Origin of the sequence: Pseudomonas sp. BF-RE-21, from assembly GCF_019947305.1 — a bacterium.
In the GTDB taxonomy this organism is placed as follows: domain Bacteria; phylum Pseudomonadota; class Gammaproteobacteria; order Pseudomonadales; family Pseudomonadaceae; genus Aquipseudomonas; species Aquipseudomonas migulae.
Genome location: NZ_JAGYGF010000096.1, coordinates 1 through 11,171, shown reverse-complemented (window position 1 = coordinate 11,171; position 11,171 = coordinate 1). Strand labels below are relative to the sequence as shown.

The 11,171-nt window shown below is 60.6% G+C and carries 11 protein-coding genes; all 11 read left to right on the top strand.

Annotation, left to right across the window (positions count from 1 at the left end):
- The first annotated feature begins 191 nt into the window (after positions 1-191).
- The 11 genes from glpD to KGB25_RS29975 all read left to right on the top strand — a co-directional run bounded on the left by glpD (position 192) and on the right by KGB25_RS29975 (position 11,081).
- A complete protein-coding gene (glpD, locus tag KGB25_RS30025) occupies positions 192-1,730 on the top strand; it encodes a glycerol-3-phosphate dehydrogenase (RefSeq protein ID WP_223437946.1) in 1,539 nt (512 codons plus the stop codon).
- A 435-nt stretch (positions 1,731-2,165) separates the two neighbouring features.
- Entirely contained in the window at positions 2,166-3,080 is a 915-nt protein-coding gene (locus tag KGB25_RS30020) for a glutamate/aspartate ABC transporter substrate-binding protein (protein ID WP_008032176.1), read from the top strand.
- A 195-nt stretch (positions 3,081-3,275) separates the two neighbouring features.
- Positions 3,276-4,022: an amino acid ABC transporter permease gene (locus KGB25_RS30015; protein WP_008032179.1), complete on the top strand. Its 747-nt coding sequence runs from the start codon at positions 3,276-3,278 to the stop codon at positions 4,020-4,022.
- Complete coding sequence (locus tag KGB25_RS30010) at positions 4,022-4,693, top strand: amino acid ABC transporter permease (protein ID WP_207285866.1); 672 nt, start codon at positions 4,022-4,024, stop codon at positions 4,691-4,693. The genes KGB25_RS30015 and KGB25_RS30010 overlap by 1 nt, the downstream gene beginning before the upstream one ends.
- Positions 4,690-5,424: an amino acid ABC transporter ATP-binding protein gene (locus tag KGB25_RS30005; protein WP_008032183.1), complete on the top strand. Its 735-nt coding sequence runs from the start codon at positions 4,690-4,692 to the stop codon at positions 5,422-5,424. The genes KGB25_RS30010 and KGB25_RS30005 overlap by 4 nt, the downstream gene beginning before the upstream one ends.
- Before the next feature lie 148 nt (positions 5,425-5,572).
- Positions 5,573-7,474, top strand: coding sequence for a sensor histidine kinase (locus KGB25_RS30000; RefSeq protein ID WP_008040854.1), 1,902 nt, complete (start codon positions 5,573-5,575; stop codon positions 7,472-7,474).
- On the top strand, positions 7,471-8,799 hold the full coding sequence (locus KGB25_RS29995; protein ID WP_008040853.1) for a sigma-54-dependent transcriptional regulator: 1,329 nt from the start codon (positions 7,471-7,473) through the stop codon (positions 8,797-8,799). Before KGB25_RS30000 ends, KGB25_RS29995 begins: the two co-directional genes overlap by 4 nt.
- Positions 8,800-8,807: 8 nt before the next feature.
- Positions 8,808-9,137 carry a GlpM family protein gene (locus KGB25_RS29990; protein WP_177318184.1) on the top strand — a complete coding sequence of 110 codons (330 nt, stop codon included), beginning with the start codon at positions 8,808-8,810 and terminating at the stop codon, positions 9,135-9,137.
- A gap of 243 nt (positions 9,138-9,380) precedes the next feature.
- A complete protein-coding gene (locus KGB25_RS29985; protein ID WP_192228572.1) occupies positions 9,381-10,301 on the top strand; it encodes an arginase in 921 nt (306 codons plus the stop codon).
- Entirely contained in the window at positions 10,298-10,672 is a 375-nt protein-coding gene (locus tag KGB25_RS29980) for an EamA family transporter (protein ID WP_008032192.1), read from the top strand. Before KGB25_RS29985 ends, KGB25_RS29980 begins: the two co-directional genes overlap by 4 nt.
- Before the next feature lie 10 nt (positions 10,673-10,682).
- Complete coding sequence (locus KGB25_RS29975) at positions 10,683-11,081, top strand: transporter (RefSeq protein WP_223437948.1); 399 nt, start codon at positions 10,683-10,685, stop codon at positions 11,079-11,081.
- Positions 11,082-11,171 lie beyond the last annotated feature (90 nt).

Below are 11,171 nucleotides of genomic sequence, written 5' to 3'. Positions count from 1 at the left end.
CTACAAAATGCATGCCCCCGCAATCCCCCCCTCGGCTACTAATGTTCGTAAATTTTCCTTTAACGGCCCTTCGATCAGTATTTTCAATCGAAGTTAACTGGCTGTGGGCGGCTTTATGGGCTACCATTTTCGCAAATGAACATTAATGTTCGAAATCCAATATCGACAATCAAAAAAACCGAGGCCAGCCGATGCCCACTTCTACCTTGCCTACGCCCCCACTCGCCGAGGTCTACGATATCGCCGTCATCGGTGGCGGGATCAATGGCGTGGGGATCGCAGCGGATGCCGCCGGTCGCGGTCTTTCGGTGTTCCTTTGCGAAAAGGATGATCTGGCCAGCCACACCTCGTCGGCCAGCAGCAAACTGATCCACGGTGGCCTGCGCTACCTCGAACATTACGAATTCCGCCTGGTCCGCGAAGCCCTCGCCGAGCGCGAAGTGTTGCTGGCCAAGGCGCCGCACATCGTCAAGCAAATGCGCTTCGTCCTGCCGCACCGTCCGCACCTGCGTCCGGCCTGGATGATCCGCGCCGGCCTGTTCCTGTATGACAACCTGGGCAAACGGGAAAAACTGGAAGGTTCGAAAAGCCTGAAGTTCGGCCCGGACAGTCCGTTGAAAAGCGAAATCACCAAAGGCTTCGAATACTCCGATTGCTGGGTCGACGACGCGCGCCTGGTGGTCCTGAACGCCATGGCGGCCCGCGAGAACGGCGCCCATGTGCACACCCAAACCCGCTGCGTCAGCGCCCGTCGAACCAAAGGCCTATGGCATCTGCACCTGGAACGCGCCGACGGCAGCCTGCTTTCGATCCGCGCCAAGGCGCTGGTGAATGCGGCCGGCCCATGGGTTGCCAAGTTCATTCGTGATGATTTGAAGATGGAATCGCCGTACGGCATCCGCCTGATCCAGGGCAGTCACCTGATCGTGCCGAAACTGTACGAAGGTGATCACGCGCACATTCTGCAAAACGAAGATCAGCGCATCGTCTTCACCATTCCGTACCTGAACCATTTCACCCTGATCGGCACCACCGACCGCGAGTACACCGGCGACCCGGCTAAAGTGGCGATCACCGAAGGCGAAACCGATTACCTGTTGAAAGTGGTCAACGCCCACTTCAGGAAGCAGATCAGCCGCGACGACATCCTGCACAGCTATTCCGGTGTTCGTCCGCTGTGCAACGACGAATCCGACAATCCGTCGGCCGTCACCCGCGACTACACCCTCGCGCTTTCGGGCACGGGCGAAGAAGCGCCGTTGCTGTCGGTGTTCGGCGGCAAGCTGACCACCTACCGCAAACTGGCCGAGTCGGCGCTGGCGCAACTGGCGCCTTACTTCACGCACATCAAGCCGAGCTGGACCGCCAGCGCCACCCTGCCGGGCGGCGAAGACATGACCACCCCGCAGGCGCTGAGCTCGCGCATCCGTGACCAGTTCGACTGGGTGCCGACCGAAATCGCCCGTCGCTGGGCCACCACTTACGGCAGCCGCACCTGGCGCATGCTTGAAGGCGTGCAAAGCCTCAGCGACCTGGGCGAGCACATCGGCGGCGGTCTCTACACCCGCGAAGTCGATTACCTGTGCAGCGAAGAGTGGGCAACCACGGCGCACGACATTCTGTGGCGTCGCAGCAAGCTGGGCTTGTTCACTACCCCGGCCGAGCAGCAAGCGCTGGCGGAGTATCTGAGCAAGGTCGAGCAGAACCGCAGCAAGATTGAAGCGGCCTGATCGGCAATCCGCTTGAACGAAAGCCCCTGAATCTCACGATTCAGGGGCTTTTTGCTATTCGGGAAACACCATCAACCCCCTGTAGGAGCTGGCTTGCCAGCGATGAGGCCCTTGGCTTTTGCACCTATCTAAGGGACGCCATCGCCGGCAAGCCAGCTCCTACAAGGTTAGCGTGCGTCCGGCATTCGGTTTTCCGAACGCGACTCATCGGTCTATTCGGTTAACCGGACTATCTCACTCCAAAAAACGCGCCATAAATATTTAATCTCCTTATAAATCAATATTTTAGTTTGTATCGACTGGTCTGGCACGAGTCATGCTCTACACTCTTGGACGAATGCTTGTTGCGCGGACCTTGAGAAGCCGACAGACATTCGAAGCACAAAAGGGCCGATGAACTGGCTCCATAAAAAAAACAATGTCGAGGAAAATTTGATGCGCATCGTTCCCCATATCCTGGGCGCAGCCATTGCTGCAGCTCTGATTACCACTCCAGTTTTCGCTGCCGAACTCACCGGCACACTGAAGAAGATCAAAGAGTCCGGCACCATCACCCTCGGGCATCGTGACGCTTCCATTCCGTTTTCCTATATCGCGGACGCTTCCGGCAAACCGGTTGGCTACTCCCACGATATTCAGCTGAAAGTCGTTGAAGCCCTGAAAAAAGACCTCGACATGCCGAATCTCCAGGTCAAATACAACCTGGTGACCTCGCAAACCCGCATCCCGCTGGTGCAGAACGGCACCGTGGACCTCGAGTGCGGTTCCACCACCAACAACGTCGAGCGTCAGCAGCAAGTTGACTTCTCCGTCGGCATTTTCGAAATCGGTACTCGCCTGCTGTCCAAGGCAGACTCCAAGTACAAGGATTTCGCTGACCTGGCCGGCAAGAACGTCGTGACCACCGCCGGCACCACGTCCGAACGCATCCTCAAGGCGATGAACGCCGACAAGCAGATGGGTATGAACGTCATCTCCGCCAAAGACCACGGCGAATCCTTCCAGATGCTGGAAACCGGCCGTGCCGTGGCTTTCATGATGGACGACGCCCTGCTGGCAGGTGAAGCAGCCAAAGCCAAGAAGGCAACTGACTGGGCCGTGACCGGCACTCCACAGTCCTACGAAATCTACGGCTGCATGGTCCGCAAGGGCGACGAGCCGTTCAAGAAGGCTGTAGACGACGCCATCGTGGCAACCTACAAGTCGGGCGAGATCAACAAGATCTACGACAAATGGTTCATGCAGCCAATCCCGCCAAAAGGTCTGAACCTGAACTTCCCGATGAGCGACGAGCTCAAGGCCCTGATCGCCAATCCGACTGATAAAGCGGCTGACGACAAGAAGTCCTGATTTTCTGACTAACCTTATCTCCTGAGAGGGCCGTCGCCCTTTCAGGAGGTGGTCACTTCCTGCTGGTATTTTTTGGAAACACTCGAACCGGTGGCTGTCGAGCCGGGAGCGTGTGCCTGATCGAAAAGGTCAGGCGGGAACGGAGCTTCCCCCAAGCGGGCACTTGCACATCGATTGAACTGAGGGGAGACCCTAATGAATTACAACTGGGACTGGGGCGTGTTCTTCAAGTCCACCGGCGTGGGCAGCGAGACCTATTTCGACTGGTACGTGTCCGGTCTGGGCTGGACCATCGGCATCGCCATCGCGGCCTGGATCATCGCCCTGACACTGGGCTCGATCCTGGGCGTCATGCGCACCGTGCCGAACCGCATCGTATCGGGCATCGCCACCTGCTACGTCGAACTTTTCCGTAACGTACCGCTGCTGGTGCAGCTGTTCATCTGGTACTTCCTGGTGCCCGATCTGCTGCCGCAAGACCTGCAGGAATGGTACAAACAGGACCTGAACCCGACCACCTCCGCGTTCCTCAGCGTGGTTGTCTGCCTGGGCCTGTTCACCACGGCTCGCGTTTGCGAACAGGTGCGCACCGGTATTCAGGCACTGCCAAAAGGCCAGGAATCCGCTGCTCGCGCCATGGGCTTCAAGCTGCCGCAGATCTACTGGAACGTGCTGCTGCCCCAGGCCTACCGGATCATCATTCCGCCGCTTACCTCGGAATTCCTGAACGTATTCAAGAACACCTCCGTCGCCTCGCTGATCGGCCTGATGGAGCTGCTCGCACAGACCAAACAGACCGCCGAGTTCTCCGCGAACCTGTTCGAAGCGTTCACCCTGGCGACCCTGATCTACTTCACCTTGAACATGAGCCTGATGCTGCTGATGCGCCTGGTCGAGAAGAAAGTGGCCGTACCGGGCCTGATCTCCGTAGGGGGTAAATGATGGAATTCGACTTCTCGGGCATCATCCCGTCCCTGCCGGGCCTGTGGAACGGCATGATCATGACCCTGCAACTGATGGCGCTGGGCGTCGTCGGCGGGATCATCCTCGGCACCATCCTCGCGCTGATGCGCCTGTCCCACAGCAAGCTGCTGTCGAACATCGCCGGCGCCTACGTTAACTACTTCCGTTCGATTCCACTGCTGCTGGTCATCACCTGGTTCTACCTGGCGGTGCCGTTCGTGCTGCGCTGGATCACCGGCGAAGACACACCGATCGGCGCATTCGCCTCGTGCATCGTGGCGTTCATGATGTTCGAAGCGGCGTACTTCTGCGAAATCGTCCGCGCTGGCGTGCAGTCGATTCCCAAAGGCCAGATGGGCGCTGCCCAGGCCCTGGGCATGTCGTATGGCCAGATGATGCGCCTGATCATCCTGCCGCAAGCGTTCCGCAAGATGACCCCGCTGCTGCTGCAACAGAGCATCATCCTGTTTCAGGACACCTCGCTGGTCTATGCCGTCGGCCTGGTGGACTTCCTCAATGCCTCGCGTGCCAGTGGCGACATCATCGGCCGCTCGAATGAGTTCCTGATCTTCGCAGGTCTCGTGTACTTCACAATCAGCTTTGCCGCCTCGCTGCTGGTCAAGCGTCTGCAAAAAAGGTTTGCCGTATGATCTCTATCAAGAATGTCAACAAGTGGTATGGCGACTTCCAGGTACTGACTGACTGCAGCACCGAGGTCAAAAAAGGCGAAGTGATCGTGGTGTGCGGGCCGTCCGGCTCCGGCAAATCCACCCTGATCAAATGCGTCAACGCCCTGGAACCGTTCCAGAAAGGCGACATCGTGGTCGACGGCACGTCCATTGCGGACCCGAAGACCAACTTGCCGAAGCTGCGTTCACGCGTGGGCATGGTGTTCCAGCATTTCGAGCTGTTCCCGCACCTGACCATCACCGAAAACCTGACCATCGCGCAGATCAAGGTGTTGGGCCGCAGCAAGGAAGAAGCCACCAAGAAAGGCCTGCAACTGCTGGAGCGCGTCGGCCTCTCGGCACACGCTCACAAGCACCCGGGCCAGCTCTCCGGTGGTCAGCAACAGCGTGTGGCGATTGCCCGTGCGCTGGCGATGGACCCGATCGTCATGCTGTTCGACGAACCGACCTCCGCGCTCGACCCTGAAATGGTCAACGAAGTGCTCGACGTGATGGTGCAACTGGCCCACGAAGGCATGACCATGATGTGCGTGACCCACGAAATGGGCTTCGCCCGCAAAGTGGCGGACCGGGTGATCTTCATGGACGCCGGCAAAATCATCGAAGACTGCAAGAAAGAGGAGTTCTTCGGCGACATCAGCCACCGCGCCGAGCGTACCCAGCACTTCCTCAACAAGATCCTGCAGCACTAAAAAACACCGCTCCCCTTGTAGGAGCTGGCTTGCCGGCGATTCAGACGACACGGTGTGTCTGACTGGTCGCCTTCGCCAGCAAGCTGGCTCCTACAGGGGGCAGTGCAAAGCTTCAGATTTGTGTTGTGGTTGACCCAAGGCATCTGTGATGAAATGCGACCCCACTCTCTATCGCGCAGCGCCGCCATCACTCGTCGTGAAACCCCGTCTGATCCGCCACTTGTTCCTGCCGCCACTGGTCATCGCCCTGATGATCGGATTGGGTTACCTCGGCTTCTGGGTCAGCGAGCACTACGGGATCCGCAGCCTCAGCGAGAACGGCCAGCGTCAGCTCGAACTGCACGCCCGCGCCGTCGAGAGCGAGATCAGCAAGTACACCTACCTGCCCAGCCTGCTGGAACTCGAAACCAGCGTTTCGAAGCTGCTGGCCGACCCGTCGCCGGAACACCGGCAAACGGTCAATGAATACCTCGAAGGCCTGAACCGGCGCAGCCGCAGTCGGGCCATCTACGTGATGGACACCACCGGTCGCGTCATGGCCACCAGCAACTGGCGCGACGTCGACAGTTACCTCGGTGAAGACCTGTCCTTTCGCGCCTATTTCCAGAACGCCGTGCGCGGCCAGCCGGGTCGCTTCTATGGCATCGGCAGCACCAACGGCGAACCCGGTTATTACCTGGCCCATGGCCTGGAAGAACACGGCAAGATCATCGGTGTCGCGGTGGTCAAAGTCCGCCTCGAAGCCATGGAAGAACGCTGGCAGCGCGCGCGCCTGGAAGCCTTCGTCAGCGACGAAAACGGCATCATCATTCTCTCCAGCGATCCGGCGCGACGGCTGAAATCAGTCGTTCCATTGAGCGACGAGACCAAGGAAAAACTCGCCCGCAGCCTTCAGTACTACTGGTTTCCACTGAACGAACTGCAACCGCTGGCCCGTGAAAGACTGGCCGAAGGCGAGGAAAAACTGACCTTCCCGGCCAACAGTGAAGTGGAGTCCGACGAAGAGGACATCAGTTACCTCTCGCAAACCCGTCCCTTGAGCGACACCCCGTGGAATTTCACCCTGCTCACGCCGCTGCAGGATTTGCGTCGCGAAGCGATCAATCAGGGGATTCTGGTGGCCGTGGCGTTTGCCCTGGTGGCGTTCCTGCTGATCGCCTGGAACGAGCGCCGCAAGGTGATCGCCACCCGTCTCGCCGCCCGGGAAGCCTTGCAGGAAGCCAACAATCAACTGGAGCGTCGGATTACCGAACGCACCACCGACCTGCGCGCCAGCAACGAACGGCTCAAGGGCCAGATCCGCGAACGCCGTCAGGCCGAAGAGACCTTGCGCCGCGCCCAGGATGAACTGGTGCAGGCCGGAAAACTCGCGGCCATCGGCCAGATGTCCACCAGCATCGCCCACGAATTGAACCAGCCGCTGGCGGCGCTGCGCACCTTGTCCGGAAACACCGTGCGCTTTCTCGAGCGCGGGCAACTGGATGTGGCCAGCACCAACCTCAAGACCATCAACGAACTGATCGACCGCATGGGGCGGATCACCGCAAGCCTGCGCTCCTTCGCCCGGCGCGGCGACGACAAGGGCCAGGCCTGCCTCGGCAAAGCGGTGGACGCCGCGCTGCAACTGCTCGGCGGACGCGTGGAAAGCGTCCCTCTGCACTTGCATCGTGAGTTCGCCGACGTGCAGGTGCAGATTGACCAGACCCGCCTGGAGCAGATTCTGGTCAACCTGATCGGTAACGCCCTCGACGCCATGCAGTCGCAACCCCAACCGGAACTGTGGCTCGAAGGCGAAGCGTTCGACGGCAAATATCGCCTGCGGGTACGCGACAACGGCCACGGCATCGATGCCGAAGCGCGCAAGCATCTGTTCGAACCGTTCTTCACCACCAAACCCGGCGAGCAAGGCCTGGGCCTCGGCCTGACCCTGTCCGCCAGCCTGGCCGCCGCCACCGGCGGACACCTGGGTGTCGAACACCCGGCCAGCGGTGGTACCACCTTCGTCCTCAGTTTACCGTTGGTAAGCCCCCTTCAAGCCGAGCCAATATGAACAACGACCTTAGTGTGCTGATCGTCGAAGACGACCCTCATGTGCTGCTCGGCTGCCAACAGGCGCTGACCCTGGAAGACATTCCCTGCGTCGGCGTGGGCAGCGCCGAAGAAGCGCTGGAGCGGGTCGGCGACAACTTTGCCGGCATCGTCATCAGCGACATTCGCCTGCCGGGCATCGATGGCCTGGAATTGCTGACCCGGCTCAAGGCCCGTGATCGCAGCCTGCCGGTGGTGCTGATCACCGGCCACGGCGACATTTCCATGGCCGTCGGTGCGATGCAGAAAGGCGCCTACGACTTCATGGAGAAACCTTTCTCCCCCGAACGCCTGGTGGATGTCGCCCGTCGTGCGCTGGAGCAACGCAGCCTCGCCCGGGAAGTCTCTTCGCTGCGCCGGCAATTGGCGGAACGGGATTCCCTGGAAGGCCGGATCATCGGTCGTTCGCCAGCCATGCAGAACCTGCGGGAATTGATCGCCAACGTCGCCGATACCTCGGCCAACGTGCTGATCGAAGGCGAAACCGGCACCGGTAAAGAACTGGTCGCGCGCTGCCTGCACGACTTCAGTCGGCGTCACACCAAACAGTTCGTCGCCCTGAACTGCGGTGGTCTGCCGGAGAACCTGTTCGAAAGTGAAATCTTCGGCCACGAAGCCAACGCCTTCACCGGCGCCGGCAAGCGGCGGATCGGCAAGATCGAACACGCCGACGGCGGCACGCTGTTCCTCGACGAAGTGGAAAGCATGCCGCTGCCGTTGCAGATCAAACTGCTGCGGGTGTTGCAGGAGCGCACCCTCGAACGCCTCGGCTCGAACCAGAGCGTGGCGGTGGATTGCCGGGTGATCGCGGCCACCAAGTCCGATCTCGACGAGTCGAGCAAGGCCGGCGAATTCCGCAGCGACTTGTATTACCGGCTGAACGTGGTGACCCTGGAACTGCCGCCGCTGCGCGAGCGCCGCGAAGACATCCTGCAACTGTTCGAGCACTTCCTGCAGCAATCGTCCTTGCGCTTTGACCGTGCCGTGCCGGAGCTGGACAACCAGACCGTGTCGAACCTGATGAGCCACGACTGGCCGGGCAACGTCCGTGAACTGCGCAACGTTGCCGAGCGTTATGCCCTCGGTCTGCCGGCCTTCAAGAAGTCGGGCGCCAGCGGCAGCAATCAGGGCCTGGCCTTCGCCGAAGCGGTGGAAGCCTTCGAGCGCAACCTGCTCGGCGACGCCTTGCAACGCAGCGGCGGCAACCTGACCCAGGCCAGCCTGGAACTGGGCATGGCCAAAACCACGCTGTTCGACAAAGTGAAGAAGTACGGGTTGAGCCACTGATGGACCTGATGCTCAAGGCAACCCTGGGCGCGGCGGTGGTGTTGATCCTCGCTGCGCTGGCCAAGACCAGAAACTATTACATCGCCGGCCTGGTGCCGCTGTTTCCGACCTTTGCACTGATTGCGCACTACATCGTCGGCAAGGGCCGCTCGCTGGACGACTTGAAGACCACGATTGTGTTTGGCATGTGGTCGATCATTCCGTACTTCATCTATCTGGCGACGTTGTACGTGATGGTCGACCGGATGCGGCTGGAGGCTTCGCTCGCCGTGGCGGCGGTGGCGTGGTTGATCGCGGCGACGATCCTCGTCAGCGTCTGGGTACGCTTCCAGACCTGACCAAATCCCCTGTAGGAGCGAGGCTTGCCCGCGAAGAACGATAACGCGGTGTATCAGTTGCTCCGCGGCGGACCATTCGCGGGCAAGTCGGATCGCCGCACCGCTCGCTCCTACAGGATCTGCGTTGTTTCGAGACTGGAGGCTGGCCCGCCCCTTGCATTTACCCCCAAAAGCCCTCTCGGCCGGCCTTCATGATGGATGGAGCCGGTGTCTGGGAGGGTCTGCCAAGGGTGAATTGCGACCTTGAACATTTTAGATCTCGACCACAGCCTGACTGCCCAGGCCCCCATCGCACGGTTGCTCGACAGCGGCCGCGCGAAACGCCTGGACCTGCTCGACCTCGGCCCGAAATTGCGGCTCTGGTCCAGCGAACGCACCTGGCGCCGCTTCGCCGAACGCCTGCAACAACGTCCGCGCCACAGCGGCCCGCAACCGGAAATCTTCTTCGTCGGCTCAGGCGATTACCACCACTTGACCCCGGCCTTTCTCACTGACTTGCCGGCACCGGTGAGCCTGATCCACTTCGACAATCACCCCGACTGGGTCCACTTCGCCCCGCGTCGGCATTGCGGTTCGTGGGTCAACCAGGCGCTGAAACTGCCGAACGTCCAGCGCATCGTCACCCTCGGCCCGTGCAGCGATGACCTGCAAAATCCACAGCTCAAGGGCGGCAACCTCAGCGCCCTGAAACGCGGGGTCTTGCAGCTGTTTCCGTGGCAGCATCCGCCCTCGAAAGTCTGGGGCCGGGTCGGCGATGGCGCCGGGCATCAGCAACTGGAAAACCAGCTGCACTGGCGCAACCTCGCCGAACTGGATTGGCCGGTGTTTCTCGATCAGTTGATCACCAGCCTGCCCACCGAGGCGGTGTGGATCACCATCGACAAAGACGTCCTGGCCAGCGAAGACGCGGCGACCAACTGGGATCAGGGCGGCATGCGCCTGAGCCATCTGCTGCAAGCGATACGCGTGCTGGCCGCGAACAAGCGGATCCTCGGCATCGACATCTGCGGCGAATACGCCCGCCCCGCCTTCAGCAACGCCTTCAAACGCTGGGAAGCCAAGGCCGACCAGCCGCCGGCGGAACGCTGGAGCGCAGACGATCTGCTGCGTAACTCGGCCACCAATCAGGCACTGATCGAGCTGTTCGAGGAGCTGTTCCCATGACCATTACCGTGATTGTGCTGGTGGCGTTTTCCATCGTGCTGGACGTCATTGGCCAGCTCTGTTTCAAGCTCGGACTCGACCGCTTGCCGGAACTTGAAGGCGGTTTTCGCCTGAATGCGTTCTGGGGCCAGGTGTTCAACGCGCCGCTGCTGTGGTGCGGGATCGGCGCCTACGTGATCGAGTTTTTTGTCTGGCTCGAAGCCCTCTCCCGCGCGCCACTGAGCCTGCTGTTTCCGGCGGCGGCGCTGGCGTATTGCGGCGTGGTGCTGGCCGGCAAACTGATCCTCGGTGAAACCGTGAGTCGTCGGCGCTGGCTCGGCACTTTAGTGATTACGGCGGGCGTGATGCTCGTGTGTGTCGCCCATGCATGAGGCTCAATCGATGATCAAAGGCAAGACCGACTGGCTGCATGAGCGCTTGGGCACCATCGTGCTGTGGGCGCTGTTGATCGCTTTTGAAAGTGCCGGGCAGATCGCCACGAAGGTCGGCGGCGATCAACTGGGGCAGATGGATTTCAACCTGAAGTGGCTGATGGCAGTGGCGGTGAATCCCGGGGTGTGGCTGGCGATCGCCTGTTACATCGGGGCGTTTTTCGTGTGGATGCTGATATTGCGGCGCAGCAGCCTGTCGCTGGCGTTTCCGTTGAGTTCGCTGGTGTTCGTCGGGGTTTTGCTTGGGTCTTGGCTGGGGTTGGGCGAGCAGATCAGCGTGCTGCACTGGGTGGGGGTGGCGGTGATCATGGGGGGGATTGCGTTGCTGGCTGAAGGTGAAGAAACCTAGATTTCAGTGATCTCAAGGCCCCCATCGCGAGCAGGCTCGCTCCTGTCTCTTATACACATCTCCGAGCCCACGAGACGGACTCTTACCCCC

Bases quoted from the DNA above. Each gene is read 5' to 3' on its own strand.
- KGB25_RS30020 (WP_008032176.1), top strand. From the start codon at position 2,166: ATGCGCATCGTTCCCCATATCCTGGGCGCAGCCATTGCTGCAGCTCTG.
- glpD (WP_223437946.1), top strand. From the start codon at position 192: ATGCCCACTTCTACCTTGCCTACGCCCCCACTCGCCGAGGTCTACGAT.
- KGB25_RS30010 (WP_207285866.1), top strand. From the start codon at position 4,022: ATGGAATTCGACTTCTCGGGCATCATCCCGTCCCTGCCGGGCCTGTGG.
- KGB25_RS29995 (WP_008040853.1), top strand. From the start codon at position 7,471: ATGAACAACGACCTTAGTGTGCTGATCGTCGAAGACGACCCTCATGTG.
- KGB25_RS30005 (WP_008032183.1), top strand. From the start codon at position 4,690: ATGATCTCTATCAAGAATGTCAACAAGTGGTATGGCGACTTCCAGGTA.
- KGB25_RS30015 (WP_008032179.1), top strand. From the start codon at position 3,276: ATGAATTACAACTGGGACTGGGGCGTGTTCTTCAAGTCCACCGGCGTG.
- KGB25_RS30000 (WP_008040854.1), top strand. From the start codon at position 5,573: ATGAAATGCGACCCCACTCTCTATCGCGCAGCGCCGCCATCACTCGTC.
- KGB25_RS29990 (WP_177318184.1), top strand. From the start codon at position 8,808: ATGCTCAAGGCAACCCTGGGCGCGGCGGTGGTGTTGATCCTCGCTGCG.
- KGB25_RS29980 (WP_008032192.1), top strand. From the start codon at position 10,298: ATGACCATTACCGTGATTGTGCTGGTGGCGTTTTCCATCGTGCTGGAC.
- KGB25_RS29975 (WP_223437948.1), top strand. From the start codon at position 10,683: ATGATCAAAGGCAAGACCGACTGGCTGCATGAGCGCTTGGGCACCATC.